A 21,844-nucleotide genomic window follows, 5' to 3' on the forward strand; every position below is an offset into this window, starting at 1 on the left:
CCGCCCCATGCACAGATCACGCATGCGGCAGCCGCCTTGTTGGCCGGTATCCGGGCTGGCAGAACGGCCCCTCACCGCCTTCCCAGGCGCCTGTTTCAGGGCACCCAGTGGCTTCGATGGAAAGGGGTTGGCGCCTTGCGGCGCCGTCTGCTTGACCGTTGCGGGGGCAGCGCAGGCGGCTTCGGCCTTGTTCCGTCCTGATGAGGTCGGGGGCTTCCACTCCTGCTTCCCGTTGAACCGCGGCGCGTGAACCACGCCGCAGGCACCAACGGGCGGGATTTTATGCCAGTGACTTGGCTCGCCCCCAGGCTGCGCGCACTTCGTGTCGCTTCTCCTTCCCCCTACCGGGGGCAACACCTGAGGCCCGGCAAAGCCGGTTCCTCGGTGTTCCCGCCTGGGCGGCGCTCGCAGCTAACATCCCAGCCCATGATGCGGCCCGCCTCGGTAGTTCTCAATCTTCGTTCGGCGCTGCAGCGTGTCTTCGGTGTCTCGGGCTGGCAGTCGATGCTGCTGTGGTCCATCGTGGCCGGTTTGCTCGGCACGCTGGCGACCGAACTCTTTCGCGCGGCGCTCTATCACTTCGAGCACCTGGTGCTCGGTCCCGGCGAAGGGCTGGTGGCAATGGCGAAGCACCTGCCGTGGTGGGCGCGCATCGCCTGCCCCACGCTGGGTGGACTGGTGGCCGGCAGCCTGCTGGTGCTGGCGAAACGCGTCGCCTTGCGCAGCGCCGCCTCCGACTACATGGAAGCCATCGTGCTCGGCAATGGGCGCATTCCGGTGGCGCAGACGCTGGTGCGCAGCGCCTCGTCGCTGGTGAGCATCGGCACCGGTGGTTCCATCGGGCGCGAGGGCTCGATGGTGCAGCTGGCGGCGCTGGCGTCGTCTCTGCTGGGGCGGGTGTTCCGCTTTCCGGTCGAGCGGCTGCGGTTGCTGGTGGCCTGCGGCGCGGCGGCCGGCCTGACCGCCGCCTACAACGCACCCATTGCCGGCGCCTTCTTCGTCGCCGAGATCGTGCTGGGCTCTATCGCGATGGAAAGCGTGGGGCCGATCATCATTGCCTCGGTGGTCGCCAACGTCGCGATGCGCGCCCTGCCCGGCTACCAGCCTCCTTACAAGATGCCGGCGTTCCCGGAAATCCACGGCACCGAGGTCGTGCTGTTCTGCGTGCTCGGCGTGCTGCTGGGCTTTGCGGCGGTCGGCTTCCTGCGCGCGCTGCAGGGCAGCCGTGCGCTGTTCTCGCGCTTGCCGGTTGCGTTGCCATGGCGGCTGGCATTGGGCGGGCTCGTGATGGGTGCAGTGTCGGTGCCCATGCCCGAGGTCTGGGGCAACGGCTACAGCGTGGTCAATTCGGTGCTGCACACGCCCTGGCCATGGACGCTGATCGCGATGGTGCTGGTCGCCAAGGCGGTCGCCACGATGGCCACGGCCGGCTCGGGTGCGGTGGGCGGCGTGTTCACGCCGGCGCTGTTCTTCGGCTGCATGGTCGGTGCGCTGTTCGGCCTTGGCGCGCAGGCGCTGTGGCCAGCGGCCACCTCGGCGCCGTTCGCCTATGCCATCGTCGGCATGGGAGCATTCCTGGCGGGCGCCACGCAGGCGCCGCTGATGGCCATACTGATGATCTTCGAGATGACGCTGAGCTACCAGGTCATGCTGCCGCTGATGGCGGCGAGCGTCATCGCTTATTTCGTCGCGCGCTCGGCCAATGCCGGCTCGATGTACGAGATCACCCTGCACCGCAACGAGCAGCGCGACACGCAGATGCGCCTGCGCGGGCTGCACATGCGCGACCTGGTGCAGCCGGCCGAAACGGTGGTGGGCCCGGAGGCGGACCGCGAGGCCATGAGCAAGCTCTTCCTGCAGCACCCGGTGAAGTACCTGTACGTGGTGGATGCAGGCAACCACTACCTCGGCGTGGTGCCGCTTTCGTCGCTCGGCACGGCGCCAGCGGAAACGACCGCGGGCGCCCTGCTCTCGCAGGCCATCCAGCCGCTCACCGCCGACACCGGGCTGGGCGAGGCGCTGCAGCGCTTTCTCGATCACCTGGGCGAACGGCTGCCCGTGATCGAGAGCGCCGGCAACCCTGTGCTGCTCGGGATTGTTGCCAAGAGCGCGCTGCTCGCCACCTACGTGCGGCTGAGCGAGTAGCGCAGTACTGCTTTTTTACTTGGCGGGACGCACCGCCATCACCTCGATCTCGACCAGGTAGGCCGGGTTGGCGAGCGCCGCCACCTGCATCGCCGAGCGCACCGGCAGTCGGGGCTGGGCGGTGGTGCCGAAGAACTGGGTGTAGCCCTCCATGAAGCCGGCGAAATCCATCTTGTTGTCCTTGGCCGGATCGCCGACGAGAAACACCTGCATCTTCACCACGTCGCCCATCGTCAGGCCCAGGCCTGTGAGGCTCTTCTCGATGGCCTTGAGCACGCCGACGGTCTGGCCCTTGGTGTCGCCGCCATAGGCCGCCGCGCTGTTCTTGGGCGCGGTCGCGTCCTGCAGCGGCGGCACCTGGCCCGAGAGGTAGACGTTGGTGAACGAGGATGGCACTTCCACCGCCGCCGAAATCGGGAAGCTGGAGTTCGGAATGCGGTGGCGAATGATTTCATCGGCCGCATGGGCGGCGCCGGTGCCGGCTGCGAGCAGTGCGGCGACGAGCGCCAGTTTCTTCGTGATGGAGGTCATGGTCATGCGTGTTGTCTCTCTGCTGGGATGGATGAAGAAAGGATCTGCCAGGTATCGAAAGAAGAAGGCCGATCAAGGCCGCAGCTTCTTGACGCTCTCCGCCGCAATGGCGTCAGGATACTGGTTGCCGAAATGGGTACGCGCATAGCCGACCACGGAAGCGATCTGCTCGTCGCTCAGCATCTTGCCAAAGGCGGGCATGCCTTTCTGCCCATTGATCACCACGTAGAGCGGGTATTCCGCGCTTGCGAGCCGCGGGTTCGAGGCGAGCGCCGGATAGGCGCCTGCGCCCTTCGCCCCTTGTCCCTGCGCCATGTGGCAGCCCTGGCAGGTCGCGCGGTAGATCGCCTCGCCCGAGCTCTCCTGGAATCGGGGGCCGACGGAAAAGACGGGCTCCGGCGACTGCGCGAAAGCAGCCTGGCCGGCCACCGAGGCCAGCGCGCCCAGCGAAAGGCCGAGCAACGCGCGCTTGAAGGTCGTGATGTTGTTGTTCATGGTGGGTGTGTCCTTCACTCGGCTTTCACGCAACGGCGCGGGCATGCAGCCGCTGGATGGCGTCGAGCGACGAGAGCAGTGCGCCCTCCTGCCAGGCCGGAATGTAGGAAGCGTGCTCGCCAGCCAGCGCGATGCGGCCATCGACCTGGCACAGGTTCTTGTAGTGCTTCTGGCGCGTCTCGTCGGTCCACATGCCGTAGCAGCCGTGCGTGCCGGGCACGCGGTGCCAGCCCACGGAAATGCCGTTGTCGAATTCGCTCGCGTACTGCGGATGCAGCTGCGTGCCGAACTCGACCGCGCGGCGCACGCGCTCCTCGGGCGCCATGGCGGTGAATTCGTAGGAGTTCGGGCCGTCGAACACGTAGGCGCCCAGCACCACCGACTTGCCCTTGGCGCCATAGCGCGTCGAGGGATACGAAATGCGCGAGATCGGCAGGTCTGTGTAGCTGATGCCGCCGTAGATGTGCTCGTCTTCTTCCCAGAAGCGGCGCTTGAACTGCAGGCCCACCTTCACCGATGCACCGTAAGGCACGGCGTTGATGGCCTCCTGCATTGCCGAGCCCACCTGGATGTCGATCTGGCTGAGCACCGACAGCGGAATGGTGCACAGGCACCAGTCGGCCTTGGCCTGCGTGACCGCGCCGCCCTTTGATGCATCGGTGTAGGTGACCGTTACGCCGCGGTCGTTCTGCTCGATCTTCGTGACCTTGGCGCCGTAGCGGATCAGACTGCCCACTTCTTTCTGGAAGGCCTTGGCGATCATGTCCATGCCGCCCACGGGCTGGAAGATCGCGCTCTGGAATTCGTAGTCTTGCCCGCTGGCGATGTAACGCCAAAGATTCGATTGCAGCAGCTCGCTCATGTCGAGCGGCTTCGACGGTTTGGCCAACGGCATGAGGCCGCCGCCCGCATCGACTTCATAGCCGCGGCGGTCGCTGCTGACGGTGCCTTCGAGATAGCGGAACTGCGTGTCGAGCGCGCCCCAGCGGCGCAGGCCTTCGAGCAGTTTCTCCTTGTCTTCCTTCGTCAGCGCCGCATCGAGGTTGCCTTGCGTCGTGGCCTTGCCGAGCAGCTCGGCGACGTAGCCCTGGTAGTCGGCCTGCACATGGCGGTAGCGCTGCGGCTTGCCGCCGTAGGCCTTGCTCGAATGCACCAGCGCGTTGTAGTTGACCTGGATGAAAGGCTCCAGCGCCACGCCCAGCCGCTTGCAGTAGCCCAGCACCGCATGGTGGTGATAGGGAATGCGCCACGGCCCCGGATTGAAGTACTCGCCCTTGGCGAAGCCGCATTGCTGCACGGCGCCACCCAGCTCGGTGAAGGTGTCGCCGCCGCGCAGCGTCCAGCACCGGCCGCCCGCGCGATTGCTGAACTCGAGGACCTTGACCGAGTAGCCTGCGTTGCGCAGTTCGAGCGCGGCGGCCATGCCGGCCAGGCCTGCGCCAAGAACCAGCACCGACGCACCCTTCTTTGCACCATCGAGCTTCGGTGGTCCGCTGTAGTTGGATTCGGCGGCAAAGCCCAGCGAGGTCATCGCCTGGTACATCGCGCCGCCCCCTGCGGTCTTGCCGATGAGCGTAAGCAGGTCGCGCCGACTGAATAAAGTGTTGTTCTTCGTGGTCATTGACTGGCTATTGGAGTTTGAAAGGCAACTGGAAGGCAGCAGAATCCATGCCACGCCCAGGCACCGCCTGGGGGCCGCTTCCTTGGGAAACTACAATCGCCAACCATGCCCGCCTCCAGCCCTATCGATCAGATCGCCGAGCGTGTTGAACGACTGCTTGTGCGTCACGAAGAGGTGCAACGCACCAATGCGCTGCTGCAGGAGCAGGTCGATGCGCTCACGCGCGAACGCGACGCCCTGAAGTCGCGGCTCGTTGCGGCACGCACGCGCCTCGATGCCCTGCTCGAACGGTTGCCGGCTGAACCACCCTCCGAAGATTCCCCCGCATGAAGCAGATTGAAGTACAGATCATGGGCCAGAGCTATCTGCTCGGCTGTCCCGATGGCGGCGAGGCGCAGCTGCGCGAAGCCGTCGAACGCGTGGACGCAGCCATGTGCAAGATCCGCGATGCCGGAAAAGTCAAGGCCCGTGACCGCATCGCGGTGCTGGCTTCGCTGAACCTGGCATTCGACCTCGCCGCGCAGCAGGCCGCTGTTGTCGCAGCGCCCGCGGCACCAGTTGCCACTTCGGCTGCAGACAGCGTCGAAACCGACGCGAAGGCCACGCAGCTCATCCAGAAACTCGATCAGGCCCTGGCTGGCGATGGACATTTACTCTGAATAAGGCTGGCACGAAGACGGACGAGGCGTAAAATCCAGTCCGTCTGCAGACTGTGTCGGGCTTAATATTTCCTTGTTCCAATGCTCTCCGGAGCCGGGCTTGGTACATCGCTCGACGGGCGTGATCATCTCGCGTCAGATGAACCCGAAGTCCTGCTGCCCTCGCCCACCTGAACCCTGGTTCAGGATGCGGGTCCGGCACATCACCTGCAGACACCTTTTCCTGCCACGGCCCCCTGCATCCATTGCTCGGGGCCGTTGCTTTTTCCAGCCTCTCACTTCTCTTGCGTGACTTTCCCGTGAATATCGCTGCCCTGCTCGACCCTCTCCTGATCGCCGAACTCGCCGCCCTCGGCCTCGGCACCGGTTTTCTCGCGGGCCTGCTGGGCATCGGCGGCGGCATGCTGATGGTGCCGTTCATCACGATCATCATGGGCCATCGCGGCGTGCCGGCCGACCTCGCGGTGAAGATGGCAATCGCCACCTCGATGGCGACGATCATCTTCACCTCGGTGTCCAGCGTGCGCGCGCACCACCGGCGCGGCGCCGTGCGCTGGGACATCGTGCGGCGGCTCGCACCCGGCATCGTCATCGGCAGCCTTGCTGGCAGCCTGGGCGTGTTCTCGCTGCTCAAGGGCACGGCGCTGGCCATCTTCTTCGCGCTGTTCGTGGGCTTCTCGGCCACGCAGATGTTCCTCGACAAGAAGCCCGCGCCCACGCGGCAGATGCCGGGCACGGGCGGCCAGCTCGCGGCGGGCGGCGCGATCGGCTTCATCTCGGGCCTCGTGGGCGCGGGCGGTGGCTTCATCAGCGTGCCGTTCATGACGTGGTGCAACGTGTCCATTCACAACGCGGTGGCCACCAGCGCGGCGCTGGGCTTCCCGATCGCGGTAGCGAACGTGCTCGGCTATGCGGTCAGCGGCCAGTCGGTGCAAGGCCTGCCGGCCGGCTCCTTCGGCTACATCTGGCTGCCCGCGCTGGCCGTGATCGCGCTGTGCAGCGTGTTCACTGCACCGCTGGGCGCGAAGGCGGCGCACAGCCTGCCGGTGAAGAAGCTCAAGCGCGTGTTCGCGAGCATCCTTTACCTGCTCGCGGCCTACATGCTCTGGAAGGGCCTGCACGGCTGATCTGGCCGGGCAAAGCCCTTCGGGCCTGAGGTACGCCCCGTTGCGGTGCGCGAAGCCGCGCCGTATAAGGGTTTCATGAAAATCCTCATCGCCGTCGATGGCAGCGCCTACACCCGCAAGGCGCTCGACTACCTGCTTGCCAATCGCGCCATGTTCGTGGACGGGCACCAACTGGTGGTGGTGCACGTGTGCACCGGCATCTCGGGCCATGTCGCGCGCCACCTGAGCAAAGAATTGGTGACGGACTACTACGCCGAGGAAAACGCCAAGGTGCTCGACCCGGTGAAGGCGCTGTTCGCCGAGAGCGGCGTGAGCAACTACACGATCGACTCGCGCCACGGCCATGTGGCCGAGGAAATCCTCAAGTCGGCCGCGGCGGCACAAGCCGGGCTGATCGTGCTCGGCACCCATGGCCACGGCATCTTCGGCCGCGCGCTGATGGGCTCGGTTGCCACCAAGGTGGTCGCCGAAACCAACACGACGGTGATGCTGGTCCAGTAGCCCTTCTTACTGCATGCGCTGCTGCCGCCATTCGCGCGGCGAGCAGCCGAAGCGCTCGCGGAACGCGCGGCTGAAATGCGCCGCGTCGTTGAAGCCGCGGCCATAGGCAATCTCGGCCACCGGCCGGCCCGCGAGGCGGGGCTCCAGCAGGTCGCGGCTGCACGCCTCCAGCCTGCGCTCCCAGATGTACTGCGACGGCGTCAGCGGCTCGCTCCTGAACACGCGGTGGATGTGGCTCACCGACACGCCCAGCCCCGCCGCCAGCGTGCCCACCGACAGCGAGGGATCGGCCAGCTGTTCGTCGATGAGCCGCTTCACGCGCGCGAGGTGATACGCCGTGAGATTGCTGAGCGACGGCGCACTCGCCGCGGGCAGCGTCTGCAGCCCCGCCACCAGGATGTTCTGAACGCCGTTGGCCACCGCAAGCGCCGACGCGGGCTGCAGCGTATCGATGTCTTCGCGCAGCGTGTGGATCATGCCCAGCAGCAGGTGCCCCGCGCCCGCGCGCCCCGACACCGTGGTGGCCGTCAGCGCCTCGGTGTCGCGCAGCTCGCTGCGCAGGCGTTCGCCGGGCAGCTTGAGCACGATCTGCTCGAAGGACTCGTCGAACAGCAGCTGATACGGCCGCGTGCTGTCGTACAGCGCGAAGTCGCCGGCCGCGAGCACGGCGTCGCGGCCGTCCTGCCGCACCACGCCACGGCCGCGCGCCTGGATGCTCACGAGAAAGTAGTCGTCGCTGGAGTGCGAGATGTGCCCCGGCGTGCGCATCACCTTCTGCGGGCCCGAGGTGACGACCGACACGTCGAGCCCGGGCAGCGCGTGCTGGCGGATGCTGCCTTCGAAATCGCAGGTATCGCCTTCGCGCACCGGATCGCAGCCCAGTTGCACGTAGACGTTGCAGATCATGTCGGTCCAGTAGGCAAGCCGCTGGTCCCGCGGGACGGCGTCGGTGCTGAGCAACTGGGTCATCGGGGGTCCTCGGAAAGCCTTGGCAACAAGGGCATGCAACGCTGGAACAAGAACGCCGCCAATCCGGGTCAAGGCGTTCCGGCGGCGCGAATTTACGCTTCAAGCAACCCGCATGCCACAGCGCAAACCCGGTGCGCCGTAGGTGCGGAAGACGCCTCGTTACTTTCATTGCATCTGGAGAACCACCATGCCGACCACCGTCCACCCCAAGCTGCGCGTTGCCGCCGTGCAGGCCGCCCCCGTGTTCCTCGACCTCGACGGCACCATCGACAAGACCATCGACCTGATGGCGCAGGCCGCGAAACAGGGCGTGCAGCTCGTCGCCTTTCCCGAAACCTGGGTGCCCGGCTATCCGTGGTGGATCTGGCTCGATTCGCCGGCCTGGGGCATGCAGTTCGTGCAGCGCTATCACGACAACTCGCTGGTCGTAGGCTCGGCCGAGTTCGACCGCATCAGGGAGGCAGCGCGCAAGCTCAAGATCTGGGTGTCGCTCGGCTACAGCGAGAAGGCGGCGGGCAGTCTCTACATTGCGCAGGCGCTCATCGACGACCAGGGCAACACGGTGCAGACGCGGCGCAAGCTCAAGCCCACACACGTGGAACGCACGGTGTTCGGCGAAGGCGACGGCTCCGACCTCGCCGTGGTCGAGACGGCGCTCGGCAACATCGGCTCGCTCTCATGCTGGGAGCACCTGCAGCCGCTGAGCAAGTACGCGATGTATTCGCAGAACGAGCAGATCCACTGCGGCGCATGGCCAAGCTTTTCGCTGTACCGCGGCGCGGCCTACGCGCTGGGCCCCGAGGTCAACAACGCCGCGAGCCAGGTGTATGCGGCCGAGGGCCAGTGCTTCGTGGTCGCGCCCTGCGCCACCGTGTCGAAGGCCATGAGCGAGCTGATGTGCACCGACGCGGGCAAGCAGCAGATGCTGCGCACTGGCGGCGGCTTTGCGCGCATCTACGCGCCCGACGGTTCGCCACTGGGCACGCCGCTGGCGGAAGACGAAGAGGGTCTGATCATCGCCGACATCGACCTCGGCATGATCTCGCTCGCCAAGGCGGCGGCCGATCCCAGCGGCCACTACTCGCGGCCTGACGTCACCCAGCTGCTGCTCAACAAGACGCGCCGCGAACCCGTGGTGGTGCAGCACACGCCCGAGCCTGAAAGCAGCGTGCCCGAGCCGGTCGCGGCCTGAACCCAAGGAGGCACGCCATGGAATCCGCCATTGCCGAGCATCTGAAGTGCCCTCGCACGCGGCACCGTCGCGTGGAAGACGACTACACGCCGCCCTACCCCGTGTGGTCTGCCCGTGCGCCAACATCGGTGAAGCAGGTCGTGATGGGCTACTTCGGCGTGCAATCGCGCGGCCCCGAAATACAGGGCCGCGCCTGCGCCGCGCTGATGAAGATCGCCCGCGACTTCGCCCTGCCCGACGGCCCGGGCCACCATGACCTGACGCACTACGTCGATGCCGACGGCTTCGACAACATGGTCGCCATCGCCTACTGGAGCGACGCCGCGGCCTACGCACGCTGGTGCGCCACGCCCGCAATCGATGCCTGGTGGCGCTCCGACGATCGGCTCAACGAAGGCCTCGGCTACTTCCGCGAGATCGCGTCGCCGCGCGTCGAGCACTTCGAAACCATGTTCAACACACCCGACCGCTTCGAGGGCGTCGGCGTGGTCATGGGCGAGGTCAGCGGCGAACTGCAGGAGCACGGCTACTGGGGTTCGATGCGCGACCGCATCCCGCTCTCGCAGACCGATGCGATGGCGCCTTCGGGCACGCGTGCAGTGATCGCCGGCACGCCGGCTCCGGGCCAGCGCGTGCGCATCGCGGGCCACGAGAACATCGCGATGATCCGCTCCGGCCAGGAATGGACCGAGACCACCGGGCAGGAGCGTACGCTCTACCTGGAAGACATGGAGCCGGTGCTGCGCGAGGGCATGGACTTCCTGCGCGACCAAGGCTTGGGCATCGGCTGCTACAGCAACCGCTACATGCACCACCTCGACGCGAAAGGCACACCGCTGCAGAAGTCCTTCGGCCTGAGCTACTGGCGTTCGCTGGCCGACATGGAGCGCTGGGCCGAATCGCACCCCACGCACGTCGCAATCTTCGGCAGCTTCATGCGCTATGTGCAGGCGCTGAACTTTCAGCTGCAGCTGCGCGTGTACCACGAGGTGTCGGTGCTCAAGGCCGATGAGCAGAGCTACGAGTACATCAACTGCCACGCGCGCAGCGGGCTGATGAACGGGCTGGCGCCCGTTGCATGAGCCGATTCGATCAGGCCGCGAACAGCGCCTTGTGCTCCGCGCGCAGCAGCGCCTTCTGCACCTTGCCCATCGCGTTGCGCGGCAGTTCCGGCACGACGAAGCAGCGCTTCGGAATCTTGAAGTTCGCGAGCCTGGCCTTCAGGTCGGCCACGATGGCCTCGGCATCCAGCGAAGCACCTGCCTTCGCGATGACGATGGCCACGCCCACCTCGCCAAAGTCGGGGTGCGGCACGCCGACCACGGCACTCTCGGCCACGCCGGCCATCTCGTTGATGTAGCCCTCGATCTCAGCCGGGTACACGTTGTAGCCGCCGCTGATGATCAGGTCCTTGCTGCGCCCGACGATGACGATGTAGCCCAGGCCGTCGATCTTGCCCACATCACCCGTCTTGAAGAAGCCGTCGGAGGTGAACTCTTCCTTCGTCTTCTCGGGCATGCGCCAGTAGCCCGCGAACACGTTGGGGCCGCTGACCTCGATGTTGCCGATCTCGTCGGTGGTGCAGTCGCGGCCGCTGTCGTCGCGCACGCGCAGTTGCACGCCCGGCAGCGCAAAGCCGACAGTGCCGCCGCGGCGTTCGCCCTGTGCGGCGGTGTAGGGGTTCGACGTGAGCATGACCGTCTCGCTCATGCCGTAGCGTTCGAGAATGGTGTGGCCGGTGCGCTCGCGCCACTCGTCGAAAGTCTCAATCAAGAGCGGCGCCGAGCCCGCGACGAACAGGCGCATGTTGCGCACCGCCTCGCGCGTGAGGCCCGGCTCGGCCAACAGCCGCACATACAGGGTGGGCACGCCCATGAACACCGTGGCTTCGGACAGCTTCTGCACGACGCGCTTCGGGTCGAACTTCGAGAACCACAGCATCTTGCTGCCGTTGAGCAGCGCGCCGTGCAGCGCGACGAACAGGCCGTGTACGTGGAAGATGGGCAGCGCGTGGATCAGCACGTCGCCTTCGGTCCAGCCCCAGTAGTCCTTCAGCACCTGGGCGTTCGACAGCAGGTTGCCGTGCGTGAGCATCGCGCCCTTGCTGCGGCCGGTGGTGCCGCTGGTGTAGAGGATGGCGGCCATGTCGTCGGCCTTGCGCTGGGCCATGGTGTGCTTGTCGCTGCATTGCGCGGCAATTTCGAGCAGCGTGCCGGTGCGGTCGTCGTCCAGCGTGAAGACGTGCTGTGTGCCCGCCGCGTTGGCGATCGGCCCCACCCACGACGCATTGCGGCTGGTGCACACCACCACGGCCGGCTCGGCGTTGCCGATGAAGTATTCGATCTCGGCGCTCTGGTAGGCGGTGTTGAGCGGCAGGAACACATAGCCCGCGCGCAGCGTGGCGAGGTACAGCAGCATGGCCTCGACAGATTTCTCGACCTGCACCGCGATGCGCGCGCCCTTCTCCAGCTTCAGCGCATCGAGCAGGTTGGCGATCATGGCGCTGGCGCGCTCGACATCGCGCCAGGAATAGAACAGACCGTTGTCGGTTTCGACGGCGATGCTGTCGAGGTCGGCGGGGAAAGCCGCGCGCAGGGCGGCGAACAGGTTGGCGTTGGCGGTCTTCTTCATCTGACGGTTTCTTATCTTCAGAAATTCGGGGTGCGCTTGGCGAGAAAGGCGGCGATGCCCTCGCGGTGTTCGGCGGAGTCGGCGTAGTCGTAGGCGGTGGCCAGCAGGTCGTGGGCCGACGGGGCTCCGGCCCGCAGTGCGGCAAAGGTCTGCTTGTGCAGGCGCGCGGCCTGCGGCGCGAGCGCGGCGATGCGCGTGGCGTGCAACTGCACGGCGGCCGCCACTTCGTTGTCGGGCAGCACCTGCAGCAGGAAGCCCGCGTCGTACAGGCGCTGCGCGCCGTGCACGCCAGCGGCGAGCAGCATGTCGCGCGCGAGCACGTCGCCAATGGCGCCATGCACCAGCGCGGCTTCGCGCGGCGCCATCGGAAAACCGAGCTTTGCGATGGGCGCGCCGAACTTCGCGGACGCGCCAGCCAGGCGGATGTCGCAGCAGCTCGCGATCTCGATGCCCGCGCCCATGCAGGCACCCTCGATCTGCGCGACGAGTGGCAGCGCGCAGTCGAGCATGGCCTGCAGCGCGGCCCACACTTCGTTCTCGTGAAACTCGCGCAGGCTGGGCTCTTCGAAGCGGAACGACGGGTACTCGGAAATATCGCCGCCCGCGCAGAAGGCCCCGCCCTCGCCGCGCACGACCACGCAGCGCAGGCCAGCATCGTCATTGCGCAGGCCGTCGAACACGGCGCGCAGCTCGCGCCACATGGCGCGCGTCATGGCATTGAGGCGCCCCGCGTTCGACAACGTAACGAACGCGATGGCGCCTTCCTGGCGCAACGAGATGCCGCTGCCGCCTGTCATTCGATCTTTGCGCCCGAGGCCTTCACCACCGTGGCCCAGCGCTTGATCTCGGAACTCACGAAGCTGCCGTAGGCAGGGCCCGTGAGGGTCGGGATTTCCGAGCCGTTCTGGGCCCAGATGTTCTTGATGTCGTCGGCCGCCAGCACCTTCTGCATCTCGGCGACGATCTGCGGCTGCACGTCGGCAGGCGTGCGCCGGGGTGCCCACAGTCCGTACCAGGTGGTCACGGTGTAGTCGGGCAAGCCCACCTCTGCGGCGCACGGCACGTCGGGGAACGCGGGGTTGCGCTTGGTACCGGCCACCATCAGTGCCTTGATACGGCCGCTCTTGATGTACTGGGCCGAGGAGCCGAGGCCATCGAACATCAGGTCGACATTGCCGGCGATCAGGTCCGCCAGTGCCGGCCCGGCACCACGGTAAGGAATGTGCGTGATGAAGGTGCCGGTCTGGATCTTGAACAACTCGCCGGCCAGGTGGTGCGAGGTGCCGGCGCCGGCCGAGCCGTAGTTCAGCTTGCCGGGGTTGGCCTTGGCAAGCGCGATGAATTCCTTGATGTTGTTGGCCGCCACGCGGCGCGGATTGACCACCACCACCTGCGGCACGTTGGCCAGCAGCATCAGCGGCACGAAGTCTTTCTCGATGTCGTAGTCGAGCCTGGGATAGACGGACGGCGCAATGGCATGGTGCACCGCGCCCATGAACAGCGAGTAGCCGTCGGCCGAAGCCTTCGAGGCCACGCTCGCACCCAGCGTGCCGCCAGCGCCGCCGCGGTTGTCGATGATGAGCGACTGGTTCGTCAGCCGCGAGAACTGCCCCGACAGCGGCCGCGCGAACGCGTCGGTCCCGCCGCCGGCCGGGAACGGCACGATCATCGTCACGGGCTTCGTCGGCCAGCCCTGCTGGGCCCGCGCTGCGCCGCAGAGAACGGCCGCACCGGCGGCAGCCACGCGCAGGACGTCGCGGCGTTGAAAGCTTGGGTTCATATGTCTCTTCTCCAGTCTGTCGTTGTGGATCTTGCCGCACCATGCGGCTGTTGCAGGCGCTTGTGGCGCCGGCGCTTGGGACTTTCCGATAAGGACTTCAGCCTTTTTTGAAGTACAGGCTTTCGACGTCTCCCGATACTGCCACCTTGCCATCCGCCAGCCAGGTGCGATGCTTGTCCAGGCGCTTGAGGTCGTAGAGGTAGTTGACCATGAGCCCGTAAGACTGCCTGTGCCCCTTGGGCGACGGATCGCCGGCCCAGTTCAGGCGCTCCACGCGGGCGCCGTTGCCCAGGTGGAAGCGAGCGACCGGGTCGGCCGGCGTGCCGTCGACCAGCGCGCGGCCGAGGTACTCGGCGGCGGCCTGCATCAGCCATTGGCGCAGCGGCGACTTCGCGTCGAGGGTGGCGGCCGCGTCGACCGCGGCGAGCAGGCGCTCGGCGGTCGGCGGCAATGAGCCGACGAGGCGGCCGAGCTCGGCTTCGCGCTTCTCGTCGAGGCGCGGCAGCAGGTCGGCGGCGTTCTTCGCGAGCCAGGTGCGAAAGCCCGGAATCGGCGAGAGCGTGGCGAAGGTCTTCAGGCGCGGCAGCTCGTCCTGCAGGGTCTCGACCACGCGCTTGATGAGCGAATCGCCGAAGCTCACGCCGCGCAGACCGTTCTGCGTGTTGCTGATCGAATAGAAGATCGCGGTGGTGGCCCTTGCCGGCAGCACGGGCACGGCGGCCTCGTCGAGCAGCGGCGTGATGCCGTCGCTGATGCGATCGACCAGCGCCACTTCGACAAAGATCAGCGGCTCGTTGGGCAGGCGCGGATGGAAGAAGCCGTAGCAGCGGCGGTCGCTGTCGTCGAGCCGGTTCTTCACGTCAGACCAGCTCTTGATGTCATGCACCGCTTCATAGCGAATGAGTTTTTCGATCAGCGAGGCGGGCGAATCCCAGTCGATGCGGCGCAGTTCGAGGAAGGCCACGTCGAACCAGGTGGAGAAGAGGTGCTCCAGCTCGGCGTCGAGCGCGAGCAGGCGCTTGTCGGCCTTCAGGCACGGAAGCAGGTCGGCGCGCAGGTCGACCAGGAAGCGCATGCCTTCAGGCTCGACCGCAAAGCGCTGCAGCAGGCGCATGCGCGGCGACACCAGTGCGCGGCGCAGGCGCAGCTCGGCCTGGCCTTCGTCGGGCGTGCCGACCGCCGCCTGGTGCTGGTCGCGGGCAGTCTTGAGCTTTTGCGCATCGGCGGCGAAATGCTCGCTCATCAGCGCCCAGTAGTCGCGGCGCTCTTCGGCCGTGGCAGTACGGTAGGCATCCGCGATGGCGTGGGCGCGGCGGCCGCCCTCGACCTCGCTCACGCGCGGGTCGATCACGGCCTGCAAGTCGGCCAGCACGCGGCGCAGCGCGCGCGGCGACAGGGCTTCGTCAGCCTTGCGCAGCGTGACCTGCAGGCGCTCGGCGGTCGAGCGTGCGCTGGGCTTGGGCGCATTCTTCGGCGCGCTCTTGGCAGCGGCTTCGGGCGCCACGGGCACCTTGGACTTTTCGCCAGAACGCAGCCGCGCCTGGAACCATTCGGTCGCACTCATCGGGGGACTCCAATGCTTGAGGGGGTGATCGTCACGGCATCACCCTTGATTTCTGATGGCTCATGACTTCGCGCAGCGCCTCGCGCTGGCGGGTCATGTGCGTGCGCATGGCGGCGTCGGCGCCTTCGCTGTCGCGCGCCTTGAGCGCGGCGAACACGGCCAGATGCTCCGACAGGCTCTGGTCGAGCCGCCCCGGCGCATGCAGCTGCTGCAGCCGCGCTAGCTTGAGGATCTTGCGCAGGTCGCCGATCACCTGCGCCAGCCACTTGTTGTCAGCGAGCTTGATGATCGCCTCGTGAATGATGTGATTGGTGGCGTAGTAGTCGTTGATGCGGCGCGCCTTGGCGTGGCGCACCAGCCGCTCGTGCAGCGCGTCGAGTTCGTGCAGCTCGGCGTCGCTGGCGTTGCGGGCGGCCTCGTAGGCGCAACGGCCTTCGAGCAGCGCGATGACGGGAAAGATCTCGTCGAGGTCACGCTCGGTCACCTCGTTGACGAAGCAGCCGCGCCGCGGCTCGTGCCGCAGCAGGCCTTCGGCGGTAAGCACCTTGAGCGCCTCGCGCAGCGGCGTGCGCGAGATGGAGAGCCGCTCGCACAGGGCTGCCTCGTCCAGGAAGCTGCCGGGAGTCAGCGTGCCGTCGAAGATCTGCTCGCGCAGCGTGGCGGCGACTTCATCGTGCAGGGAGTTGGGGACCAGGCGCATACGGATCGGGGCAGCAAGTGCGACGTAATTTCCTGTAATTACGCGTAATTCTGAGCCTGCGCCCGATCCGACGCGGCTGGTACTTACCCTGCGAACTTCCGATTCAAGAGGCTCAAGCGCGCGCGGTGGCGGCCTTGCTGCCGGCGCGGCCGAACCAGAACCACAGCGCAATGCCGGCAATCATCATCGGCACGCTGAGCCACTGCCCTTGGCTCAAGTTGAGTGCACGCAGGCCGAGGAAATCGTCAGGCTCGCGGAAGTACTCGGCCACGAAGCGCAGCACGCCGTAGCCGATCAGGAACACCGCGGCCACCTGCCCCTGCTTGCGTTCCTTGCGCGCATAGAGCCACATCACCACGAAGAGCAGCAGCCCTTCGAGCAGGAACTGGTAGACCTGCGAGGGATGGCGCGGCAGCATCGATCCGCTCTGCGGAAACACCATGCCCCAAGGCAGATCGGGGCTGCTGAAGCGGCCCCACAGCTCGCCGTTGATGAAGTTGCCCACGCGACCGGCAGCCAGACCTGTCGGCACGCAGGGCGCAACGAAATCCATCACCTGCCAGAACGGCCGTGCGCGCGAATGCGAGAACCAGACCATTGCGCCAATCACGCCGAGCAGCCCGCCGTGGAAGCTCATGCCGCCCTGCCACACGTAGAGGATTTCGAGCGGATGCGTGAGATAGAACTCGGGCTTGTAGAACAGGCAATAACCCAGCCGCCCGCCGACGATGACGCCCATCACGCCGAGGAAAAGAATGTCTTCGATGTCCCTGCGCTGCCATGCGCCCGCGCCCACCAGCGAGCGATACGGCTCATGCCGCAGCCGGCGCGTGCCGAGAAAATAGAAGAGCGCAAACGCGGCCAGGTAGGTCAGGCCGTACCAGTGAATGGCCACCGGCCCGAGTTGCAGGGCGATGGGGTTGATCTGCGGATACATGAGCATCCGCGGATTGTGCCCCGGCCGAATGTCGGGGCCGGGACGGGGATATTCAGGCCGCTACCGAAGAACTAGCGCCCGAACTTCCACCACAGCAGCCCCGCCACCACGGCGGGCACCGCGAAGATCATCAGGAAGATCGGCAGCTCCTCGGCCACCGAGTACCCCGCCTTGATCACGCCCACGGCCATGTTGATGCCCGCGCCGATGAACCACGCCGGAATGAACCATTTGGCCGCCACGGCCAGCGCCGCCGAAGAGCCGTCACCCATGAAGCGCGCGGCCAGCAGGAACACCACCAGCAGCACGAAGCCGCCGCCCATCACCATGATCGTGTGCATGTCGTTCGTCCTCCAGGCGGCATCTTGCCGGATCAGCGTGTGGTGTAGCCGCCGTTGGCAAAAATCGTCTGCCCGGTGATCCACCAGCCTTCGGTGACGAGGAAGCGCACGATGGGTGCGATGTCTTCGATGTCGGTGAGGCCCTTCTTCGAGAACTTGCTGAGCGCGGCGGCGCTGCTGTGGTATTCGACGGCCTCCTTGCTCTCCTGCCCGTAGAAGAACGGCGTGTCCATCGGGCCGGGGCCGATCGCGTTGACCGAGATGCCGCGCTCGCCGAACTCCTTCGACGCGGCGCGCGTGTAGTGCTCCACCGCCGCCTTCGAGCCCGGATAGATCGCATAGAACGGCGTGTAGGCTGCCAGCAGCGAGCTCACCAGCGTGACGATGCTGCCGCCGTCGGCCATTGTGCGGCCGGCCTGCTGGATGAAGAAGAAGGCAGCCTTGGCATTGGCGTCGAAGCTCTTGTCGTAGTCGGCCTCGGTGACGTCGAGGATCGGCTTCTTGATGACCACGCCAGCAGTGTTGATGGCGATGTCGACCTGCCCGAAATGCTTCACGGCCTGGTCGAACAGCTTCACGCTGTTGTCGACCACCGAGAGATCGCCCTGCACCAGCAGCGTGTCGGCGCCCTTGGCCTTGAGCGCGGCGGCGGTTTTTTCGGCATCGGCGCGCGAGGCATCGCTGTTGTAGTGAATGGCGACGCCGCGGGCACCGCCGTCGACCATCTGGTGGCCAATGAGGGCGCCGAGATTCTTGCCACCTCCGGCGATGACGACGACCTTGTTCTTGAGAGTGCGTGCGGACATGAATGGACTCCTTTGTAGAGGGTGATGCGTGACGGGAGCATTCAGTCTATTGATCAGTACACGGCAGATAAATCACCCAGCCAAGGCTAGACTGTTCAATAAATCACGAACAATCCAGATTACCCATGGACCGCATCGACCTCCTCCAGGTCTTCGTGCGCGTGGCCGAGGCCGGCAGCTTCACGCGCGCAGCCGACCGCCTGGGCCTGCCGCGCGCGACCATCTCGACGGCCGTGCAGCAGCTCGAAACCCGCCTCGGCTCTCGCCTGCTGCACCGGACCACGCGCCGGGTGGGCCTCACGCCCGACGGAGAAGTGATGCTGGAGCGCGCCCGCGCGCTGGTGGCCGACATGGAAGACATGGAGCAGCAGTTCCTGCCCGCGCACGGCCAGGTGAGCGGCCGGCTCAAGGTCGACGTGCCGAGCCGCATCGCGCGGCGGCTGATCGCGCCAGCACTCCCGGGCTTCTTCGAGCGCCATCCGGCCATCGAGCTCGAACTGGGCTCCAGCGACCGCGCGGTGGATCTTGTGCTCGAAGGCGTCGACTGTGCGCTGCGCGTGGGGCCGCTGGCCAGCAGCAGCCTGGTGGCACGGCCGCTCGGGCATTTCACGTTGATCAACTGCGCGAGCCCGGCCTACCTGACGCGCCACGGCACGCCGCGCACGCCCGCCGACCTGCCGCAGCACATGGCCGTCAACTACGCCTCGCCGACCAGCGGGCGCGCCGCTCCCTGGGAATGGCAGCGCGACGGGGAAACCGCGAGCTTGCGCATGCGCAGCCAGGTGGCGGCGAACAATGCCGAGACCTACATCGCCTGCGCGCTGGCCGGCCTGGGCCTGATCCAGATTCCGGCGTACGACGTGCGCGAGCACCTCGCGGCCGGCGAGCTGGTCGAGGTGCTGCCAGACGCACGTGCCGAGCCGCTGCCGGTGCAGCTCGTGTACCCGCACCGGCGCAACCTGTCGCGGCGCGTGCAGGCCTTCGCGGGCTGGCTCGAAACCCTGCTCTCCGATTCGCTCGACCCGCGAGCGGTGTCGAAGACGGGTGGCGCGCGGGCATCGCGCAGATAGAGGCAAAGGCAGGCGCCCTGCCCGCTACTTCTCCTGGGCCCGCGCCGTGCGCTCGCGCACGAATGCCACGAAGCGCGCCAGCGCCGGATGCGCGGCCTGTGCGGGCCACACGAGGCTTGTCTCGCAGGCCGGCAACACCACGCGACGCCGCCCCACGCCCTTGAACTCGTCGACCTGCCGGTAGACGACACCCGCGCGCCGGAACTGCATCACGCTGTGCGGCACCCAGGCAACGCCGATGCCGCCCGACACCAGATTGACGATGGTCTGCATCTGGATGGCCTCCTGCGCCACCTGCGGCACGCGGCCGGCCGCGTGATAGAGGTCGAAGACCGCGTCGTGCAGCGAGGGCACGATGCGGCGCGGAAAGATCACCAACGGCTCGGCCAGCACCTCCGCCAGCGGCACGGGCCGTGTGCGGGCGAGCCGGTGCTGCGCCGGCAGGGCCAGCACCAGCGCCTCTTCCTCCACCGGCAACCGGGCCAGCCCAGGCGGCGCCGCACCGGGCGAATGCAGCATCAGCCCCGCATCGATCTCGCCGCGCGCGAAGGCTTCGAGCTGCACGTCGCCGGTGGCCTCGACCAGTTCGAGCGCCACCTCTGGGCACAGCACGCGAAATTCACGTACCCAGGCCGGCAGTTGCTCGAAGCCGACGGTCGAGACGAAGGCGATTCGCACCCGGCCCACCTGCCCCGCAGCCGCCGCGCGGGCCCGGGCGGGCAGCGCCTGCGCGCGAGCCAGCAGCTCGCGCACATCTGGCAGCAAGGCCTCGCCGGCCGGCGTGAGCGCCACGCGCCGCCGGGTACGGTCGAACAGCACCACGCCCAGCGTCTTCTCGAGCTGGGCAATGGCTTGCGTGACCGGTGGCTGCGTCATGTGCAGCCGCAGCGCGGCGCGGCCGAAGTGCAGCTCTTCGGCCACGGCGACGAACTGGCGCCAGGCCCGCAGGTCGATCAGGGCTTCATTCATATGCCAAGCATATCAATCTGTGCTTGAAAATGGATTGGAAGCAATCAATCAGAAGTCCGATACTTGGGCTCCCCCGATCTCCCCACGATAGAAGAGACACCATGGACACCAAGCCAATCCAGATCAACCGCCGCAGCGCCAACATCGTCGAAGGCAAGAGCCGCGCGCCCAACCGCTCGATGTTCTACGCCATGGGCTACGAAGAAGGCGACTTCAAGAAGCCGATGGTCGGCGTCGCCAACGGCCACAGCACCATCACACCCTGCAACTCGGGCCTGCAGAAGCTGGCCGACGCGGCCATCGCCGGCATCGAGGAAGCCGGCGGCAACGCGCAGGTGTTCGGCACGCCCACCATCTCCGACGGCATGGCCATGGGCACCGAGGGCATGAAGTACTCGCTGGTCAGCCGCGAAGTCATTTCCGACTGCATCGAGACCTGCGTGGGCGGCCAGTGGATGGACGGCGTGCTGGTGGTCGGCGGCTGCGACAAGAACATGCCCGGCGGCCTCATGGGCATGCTGCGCGCCAACGTACCGGCCATCTACGTGTACGGCGGCACCATCCTGCCGGGCCGCTACAAGGGGCAAGACCTGAACATCGTGAGCGTGTTCGAGGCCGTGGGCCAGAACGCCGCCGGCAACATGAGCGACGAAGACCTGCACGAGATCGAGAAGCGCGCCATTCCCGGCACCGGCTCTTGCGGCGGCATGTACACGGCCAACACCATGTCCAGCGCATTCGAGGCGCTGGGCATCTCGCTGCCCTACTCGTCGACCATGGCCAACCCGCACGACGAGAAGGCCAACTCGGCCAAGGAATCGGCCAAGGTGCTGATCGAGGCGATCAAGAAAGACCTGAAGCCGCGCGACATCGTGACCAAGAAGGCCATCGAGAACGCGGTGGCGGTCATCATGGCCACAGGCGGCTCGACCAACGCGGTGCTGCACTTCCTGGCCATTGCGCATGCGGCAGAGGTCGAATGGACCATCGACGACTTCGAGCGCATGCGCAAGAAGGTGCCGGTGATCTGCGACCTGAAGCCCTCGGGCAAGTACCTCGCGGTCGACCTGCACCAGGCCGGCGGCATTCCGCAAGTGATGAAGGTGCTGCTGAAGGCCGGCCTGCTGCATGGCGACTGCATCACCATCAGCGGCCAGACCATCGCCGAAGTGCTGAAGGACGTGCCGGACGTGCCGCGCGCCGACCAGGACGTGATCCGCCCCATCGACAAGCCCATGTACGCGGAAGGCCACCTCGCCATCCTGAAGGGCAACCTGTCGCCCGAAGGCGCGGTCGCCAAGATCACCGGCCTGAAGAACCCGGTCATCACCGGCCCGGCGCGCGTGTTCGACGACGAGCAGTCGGCGCTCAAGGCCATCCTCGACGGCAAGATCAAGGCCGGCGACGTGATGGTGCTGCGCTACCTCGGCCCCAAGGGCGGCCCGGGCATGCCCGAAATGCTGGCGCCGACCGGCGCGCTGATCGGCGCGGGTCTCGGCGAAAGCGTGGGCCTGATCACCGACGGCCGCTTCTCGGGCGGTACCTGGGGCATGGTGGTGGGCCACGTGGCGCCTGAAGCCGCAGCCGGCGGCACCATCGCCTTCGTGAACGAGGGTGACTCGATCACCATCGACGCGCACGAACTCAAGCTCGAACTGAACGTGCCAGAAGCCGAGATCGCCAAGCGCCGCGAAGGCTGGAAGGCACCGGCTCCGCGCTACACGCGCGGCGTGCAGGCGAAGTTCGCGTTCAACGCCTCGAGCGCGAGCTCGGGCGCGGTGCTCGACAAGTTCTGAAATCCACCAA

The 21,844-nt window shown here is 66.8% G+C and carries 22 protein-coding genes and 1 riboswitch; of the genes, 9 read left to right on the forward strand and 13 right to left on the reverse strand.

The window, feature by feature from the left end:
• Nucleotides 1-24: 24 nt before the first annotated feature.
• A riboswitch (cobalamin riboswitch) is annotated at nucleotides 25-284 on the reverse strand.
• Nucleotides 285-426: 142 nt separating this feature from the next.
• Nucleotides 427-2,145: a ClcB-like voltage-gated chloride channel protein gene (locus ACTG4X_RS19810; RefSeq protein WP_440531700.1), complete on the forward strand. Its 1,719-nt coding sequence runs from the start codon at nucleotides 427-429 to the stop codon at nucleotides 2,143-2,145.
• Between the two features lie 15 nt (nucleotides 2,146-2,160).
• Here ACTG4X_RS19810 and ACTG4X_RS19815 read toward each other — a convergent pair whose 3' ends face one another.
• From ACTG4X_RS19815 to ACTG4X_RS19825, 3 genes are all read right to left on the reverse strand, one after another.
• A complete protein-coding gene (locus ACTG4X_RS19815) occupies nucleotides 2,161-2,682 on the reverse strand; it encodes a RidA family protein (RefSeq protein WP_218149736.1) in 522 nt (173 codons plus the stop codon).
• Between the two features lie 66 nt (nucleotides 2,683-2,748).
• Nucleotides 2,749-3,171, reverse strand: a complete 423-nt coding sequence (locus ACTG4X_RS19820) for a c-type cytochrome (protein ID WP_256216624.1) — start codon at nucleotides 3,169-3,171, stop codon at nucleotides 2,749-2,751.
• 25 nt (nucleotides 3,172-3,196) lie between these two features.
• Nucleotides 3,197-4,792, reverse strand: a complete 1,596-nt coding sequence (locus ACTG4X_RS19825) for a flavin monoamine oxidase family protein (RefSeq protein ID WP_440531701.1) — start codon at nucleotides 4,790-4,792, stop codon at nucleotides 3,197-3,199.
• Nucleotides 4,793-4,897: 105 nt separating this feature from the next.
• Here ACTG4X_RS19825 and ACTG4X_RS19830 point away from each other — a divergent pair, with 105 nt between their 5' ends.
• The 4 genes from ACTG4X_RS19830 (at nucleotide 4,898) to ACTG4X_RS19845 (ending at nucleotide 7,079) form a co-directional block, all read left to right on the forward strand.
• Nucleotides 4,898-5,122 carry a hypothetical protein gene (locus ACTG4X_RS19830; protein ID WP_019652365.1) on the forward strand — a complete coding sequence of 75 codons (225 nt, stop codon included), beginning with the start codon at nucleotides 4,898-4,900 and terminating at the stop codon, nucleotides 5,120-5,122.
• Nucleotides 5,119-5,451 (forward strand): cell division protein ZapA, encoded by a 333-nt coding sequence (locus ACTG4X_RS19835; RefSeq protein WP_093073796.1) that lies wholly within the window; start codon nucleotides 5,119-5,121, stop codon nucleotides 5,449-5,451. The genes ACTG4X_RS19830 and ACTG4X_RS19835 overlap by 4 nt, the downstream gene beginning before the upstream one ends.
• A 305-nt stretch (nucleotides 5,452-5,756) precedes the next feature.
• On the forward strand, nucleotides 5,757-6,578 hold the full coding sequence (locus ACTG4X_RS19840; RefSeq protein WP_093056586.1) for a sulfite exporter TauE/SafE family protein: 822 nt from the start codon (nucleotides 5,757-5,759) through the stop codon (nucleotides 6,576-6,578).
• Nucleotides 6,579-6,653: 75 nt separating this feature from the next.
• Nucleotides 6,654-7,079: a universal stress protein gene (locus ACTG4X_RS19845; RefSeq protein WP_093056488.1), complete on the forward strand. Its 426-nt coding sequence runs from the start codon at nucleotides 6,654-6,656 to the stop codon at nucleotides 7,077-7,079.
• Nucleotides 7,080-7,085: 6 nt separating this feature from the next.
• Here the strand turns inward: ACTG4X_RS19845 and ACTG4X_RS19850 are convergent, their stop codons facing one another.
• Nucleotides 7,086-8,048: a helix-turn-helix domain-containing protein gene (locus ACTG4X_RS19850; protein WP_097199104.1), complete on the reverse strand. Its 963-nt coding sequence runs from the start codon at nucleotides 8,046-8,048 to the stop codon at nucleotides 7,086-7,088.
• Nucleotides 8,049-8,235: 187 nt separating this feature from the next.
• On the opposite strand from ACTG4X_RS19850, the gene ACTG4X_RS19855 reads away from it, so the two are divergent.
• Nucleotides 8,236-9,240, forward strand: coding sequence for a carbon-nitrogen hydrolase family protein (locus ACTG4X_RS19855; protein WP_440531702.1), 1,005 nt, complete (start codon nucleotides 8,236-8,238; stop codon nucleotides 9,238-9,240).
• A gap of 17 nt (nucleotides 9,241-9,257) precedes the next feature.
• Nucleotides 9,258-10,322, forward strand: coding sequence for a phenylacetaldoxime dehydratase family protein (locus ACTG4X_RS19860; RefSeq protein WP_440531703.1), 1,065 nt, complete (start codon nucleotides 9,258-9,260; stop codon nucleotides 10,320-10,322).
• Between the two features lie 10 nt (nucleotides 10,323-10,332).
• Here the strand turns inward: ACTG4X_RS19860 and ACTG4X_RS19865 are convergent, their stop codons facing one another.
• The 8 genes from ACTG4X_RS19865 to ACTG4X_RS19900 form a co-directional block, all read right to left on the reverse strand.
• Nucleotides 10,333-11,871 carry a malonate--CoA ligase gene (locus tag ACTG4X_RS19865; RefSeq protein ID WP_440531704.1) on the reverse strand — a complete coding sequence of 513 codons (1,539 nt, stop codon included), beginning with the start codon at nucleotides 11,869-11,871 and terminating at the stop codon, nucleotides 10,333-10,335.
• A gap of 17 nt (nucleotides 11,872-11,888) precedes the next feature.
• A complete protein-coding gene (locus ACTG4X_RS19870; protein WP_440531705.1) occupies nucleotides 11,889-12,668 on the reverse strand; it encodes an enoyl-CoA hydratase/isomerase family protein in 780 nt (259 codons plus the stop codon).
• Nucleotides 12,665-13,651 carry a Bug family tripartite tricarboxylate transporter substrate binding protein gene (locus ACTG4X_RS19875; protein WP_093056482.1) on the reverse strand — a complete coding sequence of 329 codons (987 nt, stop codon included), beginning with the start codon at nucleotides 13,649-13,651 and terminating at the stop codon, nucleotides 12,665-12,667. Before ACTG4X_RS19875 ends, ACTG4X_RS19870 begins: the two co-directional genes overlap by 4 nt.
• A 97-nt stretch (nucleotides 13,652-13,748) precedes the next feature.
• Nucleotides 13,749-15,215 carry a malonyl-CoA decarboxylase gene (locus ACTG4X_RS19880; RefSeq protein WP_440531706.1) on the reverse strand — a complete coding sequence of 489 codons (1,467 nt, stop codon included), beginning with the start codon at nucleotides 15,213-15,215 and terminating at the stop codon, nucleotides 13,749-13,751.
• A gap of 31 nt (nucleotides 15,216-15,246) precedes the next feature.
• Nucleotides 15,247-15,915, reverse strand: a complete 669-nt coding sequence (locus tag ACTG4X_RS19885; RefSeq protein WP_093073782.1) for a GntR family transcriptional regulator — start codon at nucleotides 15,913-15,915, stop codon at nucleotides 15,247-15,249.
• 112 nt (nucleotides 15,916-16,027) lie between these two features.
• Complete coding sequence (gene lgt / locus ACTG4X_RS19890; protein WP_440531707.1) at nucleotides 16,028-16,858, reverse strand: prolipoprotein diacylglyceryl transferase; 831 nt, start codon at nucleotides 16,856-16,858, stop codon at nucleotides 16,028-16,030.
• 65 nt (nucleotides 16,859-16,923) lie between these two features.
• A complete protein-coding gene (locus tag ACTG4X_RS19895) occupies nucleotides 16,924-17,193 on the reverse strand; it encodes a hypothetical protein (RefSeq protein WP_440531708.1) in 270 nt (89 codons plus the stop codon).
• 32 nt (nucleotides 17,194-17,225) lie between these two features.
• Nucleotides 17,226-17,999, reverse strand: coding sequence for an SDR family oxidoreductase (locus tag ACTG4X_RS19900; RefSeq protein WP_093175827.1), 774 nt, complete (start codon nucleotides 17,997-17,999; stop codon nucleotides 17,226-17,228).
• Between the two features lie 125 nt (nucleotides 18,000-18,124).
• Here ACTG4X_RS19900 and ACTG4X_RS19905 point away from each other — a divergent pair, with 125 nt between their 5' ends.
• A complete protein-coding gene (locus tag ACTG4X_RS19905) occupies nucleotides 18,125-19,069 on the forward strand; it encodes a LysR family transcriptional regulator (RefSeq protein ID WP_097199098.1) in 945 nt (314 codons plus the stop codon).
• Nucleotides 19,070-19,093: 24 nt separating this feature from the next.
• Here ACTG4X_RS19905 and ACTG4X_RS19910 read toward each other — a convergent pair whose 3' ends face one another.
• Nucleotides 19,094-20,038: a LysR family transcriptional regulator gene (locus tag ACTG4X_RS19910; RefSeq protein ID WP_440531709.1), complete on the reverse strand. Its 945-nt coding sequence runs from the start codon at nucleotides 20,036-20,038 to the stop codon at nucleotides 19,094-19,096.
• Between the two features lie 101 nt (nucleotides 20,039-20,139).
• Here ACTG4X_RS19910 and ilvD point away from each other — a divergent pair, with 101 nt between their 5' ends.
• The gene (gene ilvD / locus ACTG4X_RS19915) at nucleotides 20,140-21,834 is read left to right on the forward strand and encodes a dihydroxy-acid dehydratase (RefSeq protein WP_093056474.1); all 1,695 of its coding nucleotides are present in this window, start codon (nucleotides 20,140-20,142) and stop codon (nucleotides 21,832-21,834) included.
• The last annotated feature ends 10 nt before the right edge of the window (nucleotides 21,835-21,844 follow it).

Source organism: Variovorax sp. YR566, from assembly GCF_051992195.1.
GTDB lineage: Bacteria > Pseudomonadota > Gammaproteobacteria > Burkholderiales > Burkholderiaceae_C > Variovorax.

Excerpts from the sequence above, each read along its gene's own strand:
- ACTG4X_RS19845 (WP_093056488.1), top strand. The coding sequence starts at position 6,654 with ATGAAAATCCTCATCGCCGTCGATGGCAGCGCCTACACCCGCAAGGCG.
- ACTG4X_RS19900 (WP_093175827.1), bottom strand. The coding sequence starts at position 17,999 with ATGTCCGCACGCACTCTCAAGAACAAGGTCGTCGTCATCGCCGGAGGT.
- ACTG4X_RS19905 (WP_097199098.1), top strand. The coding sequence starts at position 18,125 with ATGGACCGCATCGACCTCCTCCAGGTCTTCGTGCGCGTGGCCGAGGCC.
- ACTG4X_RS19880 (WP_440531706.1), bottom strand. The coding sequence starts at position 15,215 with ATGAGTGCGACCGAATGGTTCCAGGCGCGGCTGCGTTCTGGCGAAAAG.
- ACTG4X_RS19855 (WP_440531702.1), top strand. The coding sequence starts at position 8,236 with ATGCCGACCACCGTCCACCCCAAGCTGCGCGTTGCCGCCGTGCAGGCC.
- ACTG4X_RS19860 (WP_440531703.1), top strand. The coding sequence starts at position 9,258 with ATGGAATCCGCCATTGCCGAGCATCTGAAGTGCCCTCGCACGCGGCAC.
- ACTG4X_RS19895 (WP_440531708.1), bottom strand. The coding sequence starts at position 17,193 with ATGCACACGATCATGGTGATGGGCGGCGGCTTCGTGCTGCTGGTGGTG.
- ACTG4X_RS19830 (WP_019652365.1), top strand. The coding sequence starts at position 4,898 with ATGCCCGCCTCCAGCCCTATCGATCAGATCGCCGAGCGTGTTGAACGA.
- ACTG4X_RS19825 (WP_440531701.1), bottom strand. The coding sequence starts at position 4,792 with ATGACCACGAAGAACAACACTTTATTCAGTCGGCGCGACCTGCTTACG.
- ilvD (WP_093056474.1), top strand. The coding sequence starts at position 20,140 with ATGGACACCAAGCCAATCCAGATCAACCGCCGCAGCGCCAACATCGTC.
- ACTG4X_RS19870 (WP_440531705.1), bottom strand. The coding sequence starts at position 12,668 with ATGACAGGCGGCAGCGGCATCTCGTTGCGCCAGGAAGGCGCCATCGCG.
- lgt (WP_440531707.1), bottom strand. The coding sequence starts at position 16,858 with ATGCTCATGTATCCGCAGATCAACCCCATCGCCCTGCAACTCGGGCCG.
- ACTG4X_RS19815 (WP_218149736.1), bottom strand. The coding sequence starts at position 2,682 with ATGACCATGACCTCCATCACGAAGAAACTGGCGCTCGTCGCCGCACTG.
- ACTG4X_RS19910 (WP_440531709.1), bottom strand. The coding sequence starts at position 20,038 with ATGAATGAAGCCCTGATCGACCTGCGGGCCTGGCGCCAGTTCGTCGCC.
- ACTG4X_RS19875 (WP_093056482.1), bottom strand. The coding sequence starts at position 13,651 with ATGAACCCAAGCTTTCAACGCCGCGACGTCCTGCGCGTGGCTGCCGCC.
- ACTG4X_RS19820 (WP_256216624.1), bottom strand. The coding sequence starts at position 3,171 with ATGAACAACAACATCACGACCTTCAAGCGCGCGTTGCTCGGCCTTTCG.
- ACTG4X_RS19885 (WP_093073782.1), bottom strand. The coding sequence starts at position 15,915 with ATGCGCCTGGTCCCCAACTCCCTGCACGATGAAGTCGCCGCCACGCTG.
- ACTG4X_RS19850 (WP_097199104.1), bottom strand. The coding sequence starts at position 8,048 with ATGACCCAGTTGCTCAGCACCGACGCCGTCCCGCGGGACCAGCGGCTT.
- ACTG4X_RS19865 (WP_440531704.1), bottom strand. The coding sequence starts at position 11,871 with ATGAAGAAGACCGCCAACGCCAACCTGTTCGCCGCCCTGCGCGCGGCT.
- ACTG4X_RS19835 (WP_093073796.1), top strand. The coding sequence starts at position 5,119 with ATGAAGCAGATTGAAGTACAGATCATGGGCCAGAGCTATCTGCTCGGC.
- ACTG4X_RS19810 (WP_440531700.1), top strand. The coding sequence starts at position 427 with ATGATGCGGCCCGCCTCGGTAGTTCTCAATCTTCGTTCGGCGCTGCAG.